15 protein-coding genes and 1 pseudogene are annotated in these 13,481 nt (G+C 71.0%); 9 read left to right on the forward strand and 7 right to left on the reverse strand.

Annotated elements, in window-relative coordinates; all coding sequences use genetic code 11:
* A complete protein-coding gene (locus QM779_RS17120) occupies nucleotides 1-402 on the reverse strand; it encodes a PASTA domain-containing protein (RefSeq protein ID WP_428538495.1) in 402 nt (133 codons plus the stop codon).
* A 3-nt stretch (nucleotides 403-405) separates the two neighbouring features.
* Nucleotides 406-2,022, reverse strand: a pseudogene (pknB, locus tag QM779_RS17125) (Stk1 family PASTA domain-containing Ser/Thr kinase); the annotation flags it as partial.
* 115 nt (nucleotides 2,023-2,137) lie between these two features.
* Between pknB and QM779_RS17130 the strand changes: the two are divergent.
* Entirely contained in the window at nucleotides 2,138-2,848 is a 711-nt protein-coding gene (locus tag QM779_RS17130; RefSeq protein WP_428537812.1) for a thiamine phosphate synthase, read from the forward strand.
* 283 nt (nucleotides 2,849-3,131) lie between these two features.
* On the opposite strand, the gene QM779_RS17135 is transcribed toward QM779_RS17130, so the two are convergent.
* Nucleotides 3,132-4,235 (reverse strand): polyprenyl synthetase family protein, encoded by a 1,104-nt coding sequence (locus QM779_RS17135; RefSeq protein ID WP_428537815.1) that lies wholly within the window; start codon nucleotides 4,233-4,235, stop codon nucleotides 3,132-3,134.
* Nucleotides 4,236-4,286: 51 nt separating this feature from the next.
* Between QM779_RS17135 and metF the strand changes: the two genes are divergently transcribed.
* On the forward strand, nucleotides 4,287-5,186 hold the full coding sequence (gene metF / locus QM779_RS17140; protein ID WP_428537818.1) for a methylenetetrahydrofolate reductase [NAD(P)H]: 900 nt from the start codon (nucleotides 4,287-4,289) through the stop codon (nucleotides 5,184-5,186).
* 97 nt (nucleotides 5,187-5,283) lie between these two features.
* Here metF and QM779_RS17145 read toward each other — a convergent pair whose 3' ends face one another.
* A complete protein-coding gene (locus QM779_RS17145; protein ID WP_428537821.1) occupies nucleotides 5,284-7,473 on the reverse strand; it encodes a HelD family protein in 2,190 nt (729 codons plus the stop codon).
* Nucleotides 7,474-7,542: 69 nt separating this feature from the next.
* Nucleotides 7,543-8,478 carry an NADP-dependent oxidoreductase gene (locus QM779_RS17150; protein ID WP_428537824.1) on the reverse strand — a complete coding sequence of 312 codons (936 nt, stop codon included), beginning with the start codon at nucleotides 8,476-8,478 and terminating at the stop codon, nucleotides 7,543-7,545.
* Nucleotides 8,479-8,580: 102 nt separating this feature from the next.
* On the opposite strand from QM779_RS17150, the gene infA reads away from it, so the two are divergent.
* From infA to rplQ, 7 genes are all read left to right on the forward strand, one after another.
* A complete protein-coding gene (gene infA / locus QM779_RS17155; protein WP_083851572.1) occupies nucleotides 8,581-8,802 on the forward strand; it encodes a translation initiation factor IF-1 in 222 nt (73 codons plus the stop codon).
* A gap of 76 nt (nucleotides 8,803-8,878) precedes the next feature.
* Nucleotides 8,879-8,992, forward strand: a complete 114-nt coding sequence (rpmJ, locus tag QM779_RS17160) for a 50S ribosomal protein L36 (RefSeq protein WP_020490683.1) — start codon at nucleotides 8,879-8,881, stop codon at nucleotides 8,990-8,992.
* 227 nt (nucleotides 8,993-9,219) lie between these two features.
* Entirely contained in the window at nucleotides 9,220-9,594 is a 375-nt protein-coding gene (rpsM, locus tag QM779_RS17165; RefSeq protein WP_428537829.1) for a 30S ribosomal protein S13, read from the forward strand.
* Between the two features lie 35 nt (nucleotides 9,595-9,629).
* Nucleotides 9,630-10,046 (forward strand): 30S ribosomal protein S11, encoded by a 417-nt coding sequence (rpsK, locus tag QM779_RS17170; protein WP_415151820.1) that lies wholly within the window; start codon nucleotides 9,630-9,632, stop codon nucleotides 10,044-10,046.
* 25 nt (nucleotides 10,047-10,071) lie between these two features.
* Complete coding sequence (gene rpsD / locus QM779_RS17175) at nucleotides 10,072-10,677, forward strand: 30S ribosomal protein S4 (protein ID WP_428537833.1); 606 nt, start codon at nucleotides 10,072-10,074, stop codon at nucleotides 10,675-10,677.
* Nucleotides 10,678-10,803: 126 nt separating this feature from the next.
* A complete protein-coding gene (locus QM779_RS17180; RefSeq protein ID WP_428537836.1) occupies nucleotides 10,804-11,808 on the forward strand; it encodes a DNA-directed RNA polymerase subunit alpha in 1,005 nt (334 codons plus the stop codon).
* A gap of 28 nt (nucleotides 11,809-11,836) precedes the next feature.
* The gene (rplQ, locus tag QM779_RS17185; RefSeq protein ID WP_428537839.1) at nucleotides 11,837-12,598 is read left to right on the forward strand and encodes a 50S ribosomal protein L17; all 762 of its coding nucleotides are present in this window, start codon (nucleotides 11,837-11,839) and stop codon (nucleotides 12,596-12,598) included.
* Nucleotides 12,599-12,820: 222 nt separating this feature from the next.
* On the opposite strand, the gene QM779_RS17190 is transcribed toward rplQ, so the two are convergent.
* The gene (locus QM779_RS17190) at nucleotides 12,821-13,063 is read right to left on the reverse strand and encodes a hypothetical protein (RefSeq protein WP_428537842.1); all 243 of its coding nucleotides are present in this window, start codon (nucleotides 13,061-13,063) and stop codon (nucleotides 12,821-12,823) included.
* A complete protein-coding gene (locus tag QM779_RS17195; RefSeq protein WP_428537845.1) occupies nucleotides 13,048-13,407 on the reverse strand; it encodes a maleylpyruvate isomerase N-terminal domain-containing protein in 360 nt (119 codons plus the stop codon). The genes QM779_RS17190 and QM779_RS17195 overlap by 16 nt, the downstream gene beginning before the upstream one ends.
* Between the last annotated feature and the right edge of the window lie 74 nt (nucleotides 13,408-13,481).

Here is a 13,481-nt window from a genome sequence, read left to right on the forward strand (position 1 = left end):
TCAGACCAGGATCAGCGTGATCGTCGAGCCCTTCGGTGCCTGCTGGCCCTCGCCGGGGTCGGTGCCCCACGCCGTGCTCCCGAAGAAGGTCTTGCGGACGGTCACCTTGAAGCCGGCATCCTTGAGCTTCTTCGTCGCCTGGTCCTCGCTGAGCCCGCGGACGCCGGGGACGGTCACCATCTCGGGCCCTTTGGACACCGTGAAGGTGATCGTGCCGCCCTTCTCCACGCTCTCGCCGACCTTGGGGTCGGACGAGATGACGTTGCCCGCGTCCACCGTGGAGCTGTACTTGTCCTCCGCCCGGTTCACGACCAGCCCGGCGCTCTCGTAGTACGCCTTGGCCTCGTCGAACGGCCGGTTCTTGTAGCTGACGATCTCGATGGGCGCCGGGCCCTTGGAGATGTCGAGGTCGACCTCGGTGCCCGGCTTGACCAGCTTCCCGGCCTCGACCTCCACGCCCGCGATGGACGCCCTCACCACGAGGCCGACGGCGAGGCTCTCGTCGTAGACCTCCTTGACCTCGCCGACCGCGAGGTGTCCGTCCTCGAGGGTCTGGACGGCATCGTCGCGGTCGCGTCCGACCAGGGACGGGACGGCGTAGCGCTCCTGCCCCTTCGAGAGGTAGGCGGTCACCGTCCCGCCCCACAGCACGCGGTCGCCCGCTGCGGGATCGGTGCGGATCACCTGGCCGACGGGGACGGTCTCGCTGAACTCCTGGACGGGGGCGAGCGCGACCCCCTCCTTCGCCGCCAGCGCGGCGGCCTTGTCCTGGGTGAGGCCGGTGAAGTCCGGCGTGGTCGTGAACCGGCCCGCCAGCAGGTACCACGCCCCGACACCGGCGAGCACGGTCACCAGCAACAGCACGAGCAGCGTCACGACGCCGCGGCGGTGCTTCTTCGCCCTGCGCTGCTGCAGCGGCACCGCGGACGGGCTGGGGACCGGCAGCGGGAGGCTGTCGTAGTACGGCATGCCGTCGGCCGCGCCGGGATGGCTGGGGCTCATCGGGGTGGACGGGGTGAACCGCAGGGTGGCGGTCTTCTGCACGTCCTGGCCGGGCATCGCCACGACGGCGGGCACCTGCTCGGTGAGCTGGGTGCTGGGGTCGAGGCCGGTCTCGCGCATCCGGGCGGTCAGCAGCGGGTCGTCGACCACGCCGCGCTCGATCGCGTCCCTCGCCTGGCGGAGGTGGTCGAGCAGGACCTTCGCGTCCGCGGGCCGGTCGGCGGGCTGCCGGGCGGCCGCGGCCATGACCAGCGCGTCCAGGTACGGCGGGACGCCGGAGCGGGTGTCGCGCCACTGGGCGGGCGCGCTCGCGGACGGCGCGGTGATCTCGTTGTGGACGTGGCTCCACGCGACCTGGATCGGCGTCTCGCCCGTGTGCGGCTTCTTCCCGGTGAGCATCTCGAAGGCGAGGATGCCCAGTGCGTACACGTCGCAGCGGGTGTCGGCGTGGCCGTGGGTGACCAGTTCGGGCGCGATGTACGACACCGTCCCGATCAGCATCCCCTGCGCGGTCGCGGTGTTGGCGGTCACGGCGCGCGCGAGCCCGAAGTCGGCCACCTTGATCTGGCCGCGGGTCGAGATCAGGACGTTCTCGGGTTTGAGGTCGCGATGGATGATGCCGGCCTCGTGGGCGGCGGCGACCGCTGCGGTGACGGGGATCAGCAGGTCGAGGACGCGCTGCGGCTCCATCGGCGCCTCGCGGGTGATCAGCTGCCGCAGGGTCGAGCCCTCGATGTACTCCATCACCATGTAGGGACGCCCGAGGTCCATGCCCTGGTCGAACACCGACACCACGTTCGGGTGGGAGAGGCGCGCGGCCGCCCGGGCCTCGCGGTCGAAGCGGGTGACGAAGTCCTGGTCGCTGCCGAGGTTGTCGTGCATGACCTTGACCGCGACCGTGCGCGTCAGACGGCGGTCGGTGGCGAGATAGACCGTCGCCATGCCGCCTCGGGCGAGCTTGCGGAGAATCTCGTACCGACCGTCGAGGACGTGCCCCAGCAGGGGATCGGTGTCACTCATGGTCGTCACTAGGGGCTCCGGACAAGTCGGGGAAGTAGGCCGTCCAGACCTAGACGCGATTGTAGGAGTGTCCAGCAAGTTCGTTGATCACAACGCGCCGTCGTAGGCTGGGCCCATGACCGCCCTTCTCGGACTGGCCACCCGGCTCGGACTCGCACGACTGCTCCTGATCAGTGGCGCGCGCGAGGACGAGGGCGACCTCGCCGAGTTCGCGGACGCCAGCTTCGCCGGCGGCGTGGACATCATGCAGTTGCGCGACCCGAGCGCCGACGACGAGGCGCTCCTCGCCGCGTTGAGGGTGATGCGCAAGGCTGCGCAGCGGTACCAGGGGCTGGTCAGCGTGTACCAGTCAGGGCCGCTGGCGCAGGAGTTCCAGGCCGACCTGCTGCACCTGCCCGAGCGGGGGGACACCGCGGCGAGGGCCCGCGAGTACCTGCACGAGTGGGCGCTGGTCGGACGGTCCTGCCACTCCGCCGAGCAGGTGGACGCCGCGCTGGCCGACCCCGACGTGAACTACCTCACGGTCGGGCCCGTGTTCGGCGGGCTCACCCCCGACTCCGGCCTCGACCTGGTCCGCTACGCGGCGAGCGTGGCCCCGCCGAGCGACGCGTCCGCCAAGCCGTGGTTCGCGGTCGGTGGGATCACGGCGGGGACGCTCGACAAGGTGCTCTCCGCCGGCGCCCGCCGGATCGCGGTCTCCCGCGCCGTCACCGCCGCCGGCAACCCGGAGGCCGCCGCGATCTCGCTGAAGGACCGCCTCCGCCACGCCTGGAACACCGACCCCGCGATGGCCAACCTGACCCTCCAGGTCTTCAAGCTGCAATAACGAGTCGCGACCTCGTCGAGATCCCGGCTTTCGCCGGGATGACAGGGTGGTGGGCGTCATCGCGGGCGTGGCTGCGGGTCTGGGGTGGCGGCGGCCCTTCGTGACGTCGCGGGTCTCGTTCCTCGCCCCGCGACTCCTCAGGGACCGTTCTTGGGGTGCTGCCATCTTGTCATCCCGGGCTTGACCCGGGATCTCCGTGTTGGTGGGGTCGGCTGTGTTGTCGGGATCCCGGCTTTCACCGGGATGACGGGGATGGGCGTCATCCCGGGCTTGACCCGGGATCTCAGGACGCGCGCTCGGCGGCCACGCGGGCGAGGGTGGCGAGGCCCGTGCGGGCGGGCTCGGGGACGGGGGCGGACGCCAGGGCGGCGGACGCGTCCGCGACGGCGGCGGCGATCTCGGCCTCCGTGGCGGCGAGCGCGCCGGAGTCGACGATCACCGAGCGGGCCTCGGCGAGCTCCTGGTCATCGAGGCGGCGGCCGAGGAGGCCGTCGAGGCGGGCCGCGGCCGCGTCCGACGCGTTCGCCATCGTGGTGGCGATCAGGACGGTGAGCTTGCCCTCGCGCAGGTCGTCGCCGGCGGGTTTGCCGGTCACGGCCTCGTCGCCGAACACGCCGAGTACGTCGTCGCGGTACTGGAACGCGCGTCCGACCGGCGAGCCGTAGGCAGCCAGGCCGGCCAGCAGGTCGTCTCCGGCGCCGCCCAGCGCCGCCCCGACCTGGAGCGGCCGCACCACCGTGTACCGGGCGGTCTTGTACTCCACCACCCTGCGCACCTGGGCGAGCACGGACGCGGGGTTGCGGCGGGCGTCCAGGGGGTCGCGGGTCTGCGCGGTGATGTCGAGGTACTGGCCGCCGGTCACCTCCGAGCGCACCGCCGCCATCAGCGGCTGCGCCGCCGCCAGTGCCTCAGCGGGCGCACCGCAGGCGTTGAAGAGCTCCACCGACCACATCAGCAGCAGGTCACCGAGCAGGATCGCCCCCGCCCTGCCGAACGCGTCCGGGTCGCCCCTGCGTCCGGACGCGGCGTGCCGCGCGGCCAGCTGCACGTGCGCGGAGGGAAGCCCGCGCCGGGTGTCGGAGCCGTCCATCACGTCGTCGTGGACGAGCGCGCTGACGTGCAGCAGGTCGAGGCTGGCGGCCGCGCGCAGGACGTGGTCGGGCACTTCGGTCCCGCCCGCCGCGGCCAGGTACCCCCAGCAGCAGAACGCCGGACGGAGCCGCTTGCCGCCGGCGGTGAACGCCTCGGCCAGCTCGACGAGGTCCCCGGTCTCGGGGCCGAGGTCGCGCAGCGCGTCCCCCCGGTCGGCGAGGAAGGCGGCCAGTTCGGCGCCCACCGCGTCGCGCAGATCGGCCGAGAGCGGGTCGGCGGCGTCCAGGTTGACCACGGTCTGAGCCTAGACCGCGGATCCGGAGGACGCTGGCCTACCCTTGCCCGCATGCCCTCGACCGGACCGACCATCGCCGACCTGCTCGCCACGGGTGGGCACCCGACGATGTCGTTCGAGTTCTTCCCTCCGAAGGACGACGCCGGCCAGGCGCAGCTGCTGGAGGCGATCGGGGCGCTCGAGGCGCTGCGTCCGGACTTCGTCTCGGTGACCTACGGCGCCAACGGCTCGACGCGCGCCCGCACGATCGACGCGACCCGGCTGATCCGCAGCGGAACGAGCGCGATCACGATGGGCCACCTCACCTGCGTCAGCCAGTCGGTCGGCGAGTTGGAGGGCGCGATCGCGGCCTACGCGGACGCGGGCGTCACCCACATCCTCGCCGTCCGCGGCGACCCGCCGGGCGGCCCGACCGCGGTCTGGGAGCGGCATCCGGAGGGGCTCGACCACGCCACGGAGCTGGTCCGGCTGGTGAAGGCCAGCGGCGACTTCTGCGTGGGCGTCGGCGCGTTCCCGGATGGTCACCCCGAGCGCTCCGACCTCGACCTGGACGCCCGCGTGCTGGTCGAGAAGCAGGAGGCGGGCGCCGAGTTCGCGATCACCCAGTTGTTCTTCGACGCCGACGCGTACTTCCGGCTGGTCGAGCGGCTGGACCGGCTGGGCGGCAGCCTGCCGGTGGTGGCGGGGATCATGCCGGTCACGAACGTGAACCAGATCGAGCGGTTCGCAACGCTCTCGGGAGCCGACCTCCCCGCGTCCGTGGTGTCGCGGCTGCGGGCCGTTGCCGACGACCCCGCGTCCGTCCGTGCGGCGGGGCTGGAGCTCGCCACCGACCTGTGCGACCGGCTGCTGGCCGGGGGCGCGCCGGGCCTGCACTTCTACACGCAGAACCGCTCGAAGGCGACCGCCGAGATCCTGGCCACGCTGCGGGAGATCCCGCCGCACGCCTGAAGTCTCTTCCTGGTCCGGGGCCGATGGCACGATAGGAACCGTCCCCAGCGTGCCACTCGCGGGATGGAACGCTGGGGACGGTTCCTGTCGTGCCGCCTCAGGAGAGGACCGAGCGCCAGGGGCCGGGGGCGTCGCCGACGTCGATCGTGACCAGGCGCTGGGTCGGTCGGGTCAGCGCCACGTAGAGGACGCGGACGCCGCCGGGCGACTCCGCGACGATCTCGTCCGGGCCCACCACTACGACCGCGTCGTACTCCAGGCCCTTCGCGTTCAGCGGGCTGACCAGCGAGATCCGGCCGTCGCCGTCCCGCACGGACGCCAGGTCGGCGAGCGCCAGCGACGGCAGCCGGGACGGGGCGGCGATGACGCCGATGGTGCCCTGGACGAGGCCGGCGAGCTCGGCGAGCTTCGTGTCCAGCGCGACCGGCACGTCGTCCTCCGAGACGACCAGCAGCTCCGGGTCGACGCCGGTCGAGCGCACGGCCTCGGGCAGGTCGGCGCCGGGGAACGCGGCGTGCACCACCTGCGCGGCCAGCTCGAACACCTCTGCGGGGCTGCGGTAGTTCGTCGACAACCGGAACCGGCGGCTCGGCGCCGAGCCGATCAGCTCGGCCATCGCCTTCTCCGACTCGGCCAGGTCCGGCCAGCTGCTCTGCGCGGGATCGCCCACGATCGTCCAGCTCGCCTGCGAGCCGCGCCGGCGCAGCATCCGCCACTGGAGCGGGCTGATGTCCTGCGCCTCGTCCACCAGCAGGTGGGCAAACGTGTCGTGCGCATCGGCGCCCGGGTCGGCCTCGCGGACGTCGCGGAGCCGGTCGGCCGTCGTGACGACCTCGGTGATCTCGGTGCCGTCGGGAAGGAACAGGATCGGCTCGTCGGCCTCCTCGTCCTCCTCCACCGGGCCGAGCATCGCGACCAGTTCGTCGAGCAGCGCGGTGTCGGCCACCGACCACTCCTCGAACGCGAAGGACGCGACGAGCGCGGCCTGCTCCGACGCGTCGAGGATGCCCTCCGCGACCCGCGCCACCACCGACGCGGACGCCAACCGGCGCAACACGTCGGTCGGGGTGAGGTCGGGCCACCAGGCCTGGAGGAACATCCGGTACGCGGCCGAATCGCTGACGAGCTCGACCATCACGTCCTTCTCCAGCTCGAGCTCCTCCGGCAGCTGCGCGTACAGCGCGTCCATCACGGCGGCCTCGGCGGCAGCGCGGCCCGCGTTCGCCCGCGTCCGGGTCAGGACGTCACGGCGGATCCGGCCCAACTCGGACGCGTGCAGCGTGAGCACCTCGCCCTTCACGGTCACGCGCAGCGGCGGCTGCTCGGCGCCGGCGTCCAGCAGCGGGAGGTTCACCAGCCGCTTCAGCAGCGGCACCATCCGCAGGCTGCCCTTGATCGTCGCGGCGTCGGCGGCGTCGATCCGGGACGCGGTGAAGCCCAGCGTGTCGACCGCCACCCCGCCGATGGGACGCAGCGTCACCGAGTCCTCGCCCAGCGAGGGGAGCACCCGCTCGATGTAGTCCATGAACAGCCCGGACGGGCCCACGACCAGGATCCCGCCGCGTTCGAACCGCCGCCGGTTGGAGTACAGCAGGTACGCCGCGCGGTGCAGCGCGACGACCGTCTTGCCCGTGCCGGGGCCACCGGAGATCACGGTGACGCCGGAGTAGTCGGCGCGGATCGCCTCGTCCTGCTCGGCCTGGATGGTGGCGACGATGTCGCGCATGTGCGGGCCGCGCGCCCGCTTCAGCGCGGCCATCAGGGCCCCCTCGCCGATGATCACCAGGTCCTCGCTGCCGTGGTCACCGTCGAGCAGGTCGTCCTCGATGCCGACGACGATGTCGTTGCGGCAGCGCAGCACGCGTCGGCGCACCACGTCCATCGGGTCGCTGGCCGTGGCCCGGTAGAACGGCTCGGCCGCGCGGGCCCGCCAGTCGATCACGAGCGGCTCGTAGTCCGCGTCCCGCACGCCGATCCGGCCGATGTAACGGATCTCGCCGTCGGTGTGGTCGAGCCGCCCGAACACGAGGCCCTCGTGCTCGGCGTCCAGGATCGCGAGCCGCCGGGCCGCCTGGAAGGCGAACGCGTCCCGCTCGAACAGGGCGGTCCCGTCCTCCTCCCTGACCCAGGTCTCCCGGTCGGACCGGTACAGGTCCTGGCCCTGGGACGCGACCCGCCGGGCGGATCGGGTGGCCTGCTCGAGGTGGGCGTAGACGAGGTCCACGTGTGCCTGCTCGATGGCCAGCTCCCGCTCCAGGGCGGTCGGGGGTGACGCGGCTGAATCCAAGGTGGTGCCCTTCTCAAGGTGCGCGACGGAATAGTCTACGCCGCCGGGGAAAGCGGCGCCCGTGAGGGCTCACTGCACGATCAGGACGATCTTCCCGCCCGATCCGCGCGCCTCGCTGAGCCGCTGCGCCTCCGCCGCGTCCGCCAGGTCGAACGTGGCCGCGACCCGCACGGCGAACCGGCCCTGGGCCGCGAGTTCGCCGACCCGCGCGAGCGCCGCGGACGCGTCCTCGCCACCTCCGGTGAAGCGGACGCCGCGCTCCGCGGCCGAGTAGTTGGCGATGGTCACGACGCGGTCCGCGGAACCGGCCACGGCGATCAGGTCGTCGAGCTGGGAGCCGGCCGTGTCGGCGACGCCGTCCACGCCGTCCGGTGCGAGCGCGGCCACCCGCGCCGGCAGGCCCTCGCCATAGGTGGTCGGCTCCGCGCCCAGCCCGCGCAGCAGGTCGTGGTTGCGCGCCCTGGCCGTGCCGATCACGCGCAGGCCGGCCACGCGTCCGAGCTGGACGACGGCCTGCCCGACGCCACCGGCAGCGCCGTGCACGAGCAGCGTCGCCCCCTGCGGCAGCGCGAGGGCATTCAGGATGCGCGTCGCGGTCTCGCCGGCGACGCCCAGCGCGGCGGCCTGCGGCCAGTCCAGGCCCGCGGGCTTCGGAGCCCACGCCCGGAGCACGGCCCGCTCGGCGTAGGCGCGGCTGCCGAGGCCGAACACCTCGTCCCCGACCGAGACACCGGTGACGCCCTCACCCATTTGGTCGACCACGCCGGCGGCCTCCTGCCCCGGCACGACCGGCGCGTCCGGCACCTGCGCGCCGTTGGACATCATCCCGGAGCGCACCTTGTAGTCGTAGGGGTTCACCCCGGCCGCGCGGACGCGGACGCGGATCCGTCCGGGCCCTGCGGTGGGCTCGGCGACCTCGGTGGGGGTCAGGACCTCGGGACCGCCGTAGCGGGAGAAGACGACAGCGCGCACACCCGCCCACAACCGTCCGCGCTGCCCCGGCATTCCCCCGATTTGAGGGCGTTACCTCCTGTGACGTAGTCTTGACCCTTGCATGACCTGTGCCTGCGCAGGCGTGCGTCCACACAACCTCAACGATTGGGAGTAATGGCGAAGAAGGAAGGCGCCCTCGAACTCGAGGGAACCGTCGTCGAAGCCCTGCCCAACGCCATGTTCCGCGTGGAACTGGCCAACGGGCACAAGGTGCTGGCGACCATCAGCGGCAAGATGCGGCAGCACTACATCCGCATCATCCCGGCCGACCGAGTGGTCGTCGAGCTGTCCCCCTATGACCTGAGCCGTGGCCGCATCGTCTTCCGGCACCGGTGATCAGACCGCAAGAATCCACCACCAGTCCGGTCCACGGTTCTCCGTGCGCCCGGCGATGAGTCAGAAAGCTTGCTCGATGAAGGTTCAGCCGAGCGTCAAGAGGATCTGCGACAAGTGCAAGGTGATTCGCCGGCACGGTCGCGTGATGGTGATCTGCGACAACCCGCGCCACAAGCAGCGCCAGGGCTGAGTTCGCTCCGCCCGTCCGCCGCGGTGCGGGACGCGGAAACACCCGGCTCCCCGGAGCCGACCACAACTGAATAACCACACAACGTGATCGCAACACCGGGACCTGTTCCACGGTGATCCACCCCCGGACGAAGGCCGGGGCCCACACCCAGATGGTGAGGGGACGCATCACGCAGGACACCTTCGCGGGTCGGGGAACCGACTCGTCAACCGGAAAGGTCAGTGCACATGGCACGCCTCATCGGGGTCGATCTGCCGCGCGAGAAGCGGCTCGAGATCGCCCTCACCTACATCTACGGCATCGGCCGTACCCGCGCCAAGGAGACCCTGGCTGCCACTGGTCTCAGTGGCGACATCCGAGTCCACCAGCTCACCGACGAGCAGCTGGTCGCACTGCGCGACCACATCGAGGCCAACTACGAGACCGAGGGTGACCTCCGTCGTTCGGTGGCCGCCGACATCCGTCGCAAGATCGAGATCGGCTCCTACCAGGGCCGTCGTCATCGCATGGGCCTGCCCGTCCGCGGTCAGCGCACCAAGACGAACGCCCGCACCCGCAAGGGGAAGAAGAAGGCTGTCGCCGGGAAGAAGAAGGCCCGCTAACCGCGGCCTAGGACAAGGATCCAGGAGTAACTGAATTGGCTACTGCAGGCCGCACCGCGAGCGCCAAGTCCGCGAAGGGCAAGGTTCGCCGCAAGGAGAAGAAGAACGTCGTCGCCGGCCAGGCGCACATCAAGAGCACGTTCAACAACACGATCATCTCGATCACCGACCCGACCGGTGCGGTGATCTCATGGGCCTCTGCCGGCACCGTCGGCTTCAAGGGCTCCCGCAAGTCCACCCCGTTCGCCGCCCAGATGGCCGCCGAGGCCGCGGGTCGCCGCGCCATGGAGCACGGCATGAAGCGGGTGGATGTCTTCGTCAAGGGTCCCGGCTCCGGCCGCGAGACCGCGATCCGTTCGCTCGGAGCCGTCGGCCTGGAGATCGGTCCGATCTCCGACGTCACCCCGGTGCCGCACAACGGTTGCCGTCCGCCGAAGCGCCGTCGCGTCTAGTCCCTGAGCCGAAGAGGAGAGAACCATGGCCCGTTACACCGGCCCCATCACCAAGAAGTCCCGCCGGCTCGGCACCGACCTGGTGGGCAACGACAAGGCGTTCGAGCACCGTCCGTACCCGCCGGGTATGCACGGCCGCGGCCGCGTCAAGGAGAGCGAGTACCTGCTGCAGCTCAAGGAGAAGCAGAAAGCCCGCTACGCGTACGGCGTGCTCGAGAAGCAGTTCCGCCGCTACTACGAGGAGGCCAACCGGCTGTCCGGCAAGACCGGTGACAACCTGCTGATCATCCTCGAGTCGCGTCTCGACAACGTCGTGTACCGCGCGGGGCTCGCGTCCACCCGTCGCCAGGCCCGCCAGCTCGTCGTCCACGGCCACTTCACCGTGAACGGCAAGAAGGTCAACGTCCCGAGCTACCGGGTCAGCGCCTACGACGTGATCGACATCAAGCCGAAGTCGATGAACGTCTACCCGTTCGTCGTGGCTCGTGAGACCCACAACGAGAAGGTCGTGCCGGCGTGGCTCACCGTCCGTCCCAACAAGGGCCGGATCCTGGTGCACCAGCTGCCCGTCCGCGAGCAGATCACCATCGACGTCACCGAGCAGCTGATCGTCGAGCTCTACTCGAAGTAAGCCGAAGTCGGTCCCGCGGCCATCCCCATCGAGGGGGTGGCCGTCGGGACTCTCCGCGCCGGGCAGGGCGTCCGGCGCATCTGATCACCGTCAAATAGTGGGCGGTGGAGAGGAAGAACACCAAGAATGCTCATCGCACAGCGTCCGATCCTTACCGAAGAGGTCGTCGACGAGTTCCGCTCCCGGTTCGTCATCGAGCCGCTTGAGCCGGGCTTCGGCTACACCCTCGGCAACTCGCTGCGTCGCACCCTGCTGTCGTCCATCCCGGGCGCGGCGGTCACCAGCATCAAGATCGAGGGGAACCAGCACGAGTTCTCCACCCTGCCCGGTGTCGTCGAGGACGTCACCGAGGTCATCCTGAACCTGAAGTCGCTGGTGCTGTCCTCCGAGGAGGACGAGCCGGTGGTGATGTACCTGCGCAAGTCGGGTGCGGGCGCGGTCACCGCGGCCGACATCGCCCCGCCGGCCGGCGTCGAGGTGCACAACCCCGACCTGCACATCGCGACCCTCAACGAGACCGGCAAGATCGAGATGGAGCTGGTCGTCGAGCGTGGCCGTGGCTACGTCTCGGCCGTCCAGAACAAGAACCCGGACGCGGAGATCGGCCGGATCCCGGTCGACTCGATCTACTCCCCGGTGCTCAAGGTCACCTACAAGGTGGAGGCGACCCGTGTCGAGCAGCGCACCGACTTCGACAAGCTGATCGTCGATGTCGAGACCAAGCAGTCGATCAAGCCGCGGGACGCGATGGCGTCGGCCGGCAAGACGCTGGTCGAGCTGTTCGGGCTGGCCCGTGAACTGAACGTGGACGCCGAGGGCATCGAGATCGGCCCGTCCCCCGTGGACGAGCAGCTCGCCGCCGACCTGGCCCTGCCGGTCGAGGAGCTGAAGCTCACCATGCGGAGCTACAACTGCCTCAAGCGCGAGGGCATCCACACCGTGAGCGAGCTCGTCTCCCGCTCCGAGCAGGACCTGCTGGACATCCGCAACTTCGGCTCCAAGTCGATCGAGGAGGTCAAGCTCCGCCTGCACGAGATGGGGCTCTCGCTCAAGGACAGCTCCCCGGGCTTCGACCCGCTGAGCGCACTGTCCACCTACGACACGGACGTCGACTACGACGACTCGTACTGATCCACAGCCATTCAGGAGATAGCGAACAATGCCCAAGCCGACCAAGGGGCCCCGCTTCGGGGGTAGCCCGGCACACCAGAGGATCATCCTGGCCAACCTGGCCACCCAGCTGTTCCAGCATGGCAAGATCACCACGACCGAGGCCAAGGCCAAGCGCGTCCAGCCGCTGGCCGACCGGCTGATCAGCAAGGCCAAGCGCGGCGACCTGCACAACCGTCGCCAGGTCCTGCAGACGGTCACCGACAAGGGCGTGGTGCACATCCTGTTCACCGAGATCGCCCCGAAGCTCGCCGAGCGCGAGGGTGGCTACACCCGGATCACGAAGATCGGGCCGCGCAAGGGCGATAACGCCCCCATGGCCGTGATCGAGATCGTGACCGAGAGCGTCGAGGAGTCCCGCAAGGCCAAGGCGAAGGGCACGGCCAAGAAGGCCGAGCCGGCCACCAAGGCCGCCGAGAAGAAGGCGCCGGCGAAGAAGGCTGCGAAGGCCGAGGTCGTCGAGGAGGCCGTCGAGGCCCCCGCCGCCGAGGAGATCGCCGACGTCGAGCTCGAGGCCAAGGGCGTCGCCGCTGCGGACGAGGCCCCCGAGTTCGGTGAGGGCTCCTACGTGGGCGACGAGCCGCCGGCCGGCTACGACATCAAGGGCAACAAGGACTCCATGAAGTTCCACACGCCCGAGTCGCAGTGGTACGACCAGACCATCGCCGAGGTGTGGTTCAACTCGACCGAGGCCGCAGAGGCCGCGGGCTTCGTCAACGTCCTCGACGGCAAGGACGACGACAAGGCCTGAGCCGACCCGTCAGCGAACCGCCCGCCTCCCGCGAGGGAGGCGGGCGGTTCTGCGTCCGCGGCGGCACGACAGGAACCGTCCCCATCGTGCCGGGTCTGTGGTTGGTGCGTATTCGGGGACGGTTCTACTTTCGCGCCACCGGCACGTTAGGAACCGTCCCCATCGTGCCGTGCCGCCGGAGTCTCGCTCCCGCCCGGTCTTCCCGGGGTGCGGACGACCGTGTCAGGGGGTCCAGCGGGGGTCGCGGCCGTTCCAGGCGACGAGGCGGTCGTACGCGGGAGCGTCGTCGGCGACCTCCACCACCGGGGCGAACGGGGTCTCGGGGCCGCGGCCGGCCGCCGGGACCGTCGCCATCGCGATCGGGAGGGCGGCCTCGGCGATCGAGGCGTCCAGTTCGTCGGCGCGCCCCGTGGCCACCGCGAGGTCCCAGGAATGGGTGGCCATCTCGCTCACGTAGGACGCCACCGCCCGCGCGAGGGTACCTCGCCCCACGGCACCCGGACCGGGGCGCCGAGGTCGGCCGCGGCCAGCGCCGCGTCCGTCGAGGCCCGCCCGGACGCCCAGTCGGTGCCCCAGTCCTCGCTCGGCCACAACCGCGGGACGGACGCGAACGGCTCGCCCCGCACGACCGCACCCATCCGTCGCTCGACGGCGAGCAGGTGCTGGACGAGCGTGGCGACGTCGAAGTCGCCGCAGGGCGTGGGGGCGCCGGCGGCGCCGGGGTCGGTCGTGGTGACCAGCCGTCCGGCCTGGTCGAGCGCGCGGCCGAGCAGCGGACGCGGGTCGTCGGGAGCGGGAGTTGTCGTCATGGCTCCAGTACAGCGCACCCGGGCCTCCCGTGTCTGTGCCACCGGGACGGTCAACGGCCCCGGGAACCAGGGGG

Source organism: Propionicimonas sp. (genome assembly GCF_049840635.1).
Taxonomy (GTDB): Bacteria; Actinomycetota; Actinomycetes; order Propionibacteriales; family Propionibacteriaceae; genus Propionicimonas.

Excerpts from the sequence above, each read along its gene's own strand:
- QM779_RS17195 (WP_428537845.1), bottom strand. The coding sequence starts at position 13,407 with ATGACGACAACTCCCGCTCCCGACGACCCGCGTCCGCTGCTCGGCCGC.
- rpmJ (WP_020490683.1), top strand. The coding sequence starts at position 8,879 with ATGAAGGTTCAGCCGAGCGTCAAGAGGATCTGCGACAAGTGCAAGGTG.
- QM779_RS17150 (WP_428537824.1), bottom strand. The coding sequence starts at position 8,478 with ATGCCGGGGCAGCGCGGACGGTTGTGGGCGGGTGTGCGCGCTGTCGTC.
- infA (WP_083851572.1), top strand. The coding sequence starts at position 8,581 with ATGGCGAAGAAGGAAGGCGCCCTCGAACTCGAGGGAACCGTCGTCGAA.
- metF (WP_428537818.1), top strand. The coding sequence starts at position 4,287 with ATGCCCTCGACCGGACCGACCATCGCCGACCTGCTCGCCACGGGTGGG.
- rplQ (WP_428537839.1), top strand. The coding sequence starts at position 11,837 with ATGCCCAAGCCGACCAAGGGGCCCCGCTTCGGGGGTAGCCCGGCACAC.
- rpsM (WP_428537829.1), top strand. The coding sequence starts at position 9,220 with ATGGCACGCCTCATCGGGGTCGATCTGCCGCGCGAGAAGCGGCTCGAG.
- rpsD (WP_428537833.1), top strand. The coding sequence starts at position 10,072 with ATGGCCCGTTACACCGGCCCCATCACCAAGAAGTCCCGCCGGCTCGGC.
- QM779_RS17130 (WP_428537812.1), top strand. The coding sequence starts at position 2,138 with ATGACCGCCCTTCTCGGACTGGCCACCCGGCTCGGACTCGCACGACTG.
- QM779_RS17180 (WP_428537836.1), top strand. The coding sequence starts at position 10,804 with ATGCTCATCGCACAGCGTCCGATCCTTACCGAAGAGGTCGTCGACGAG.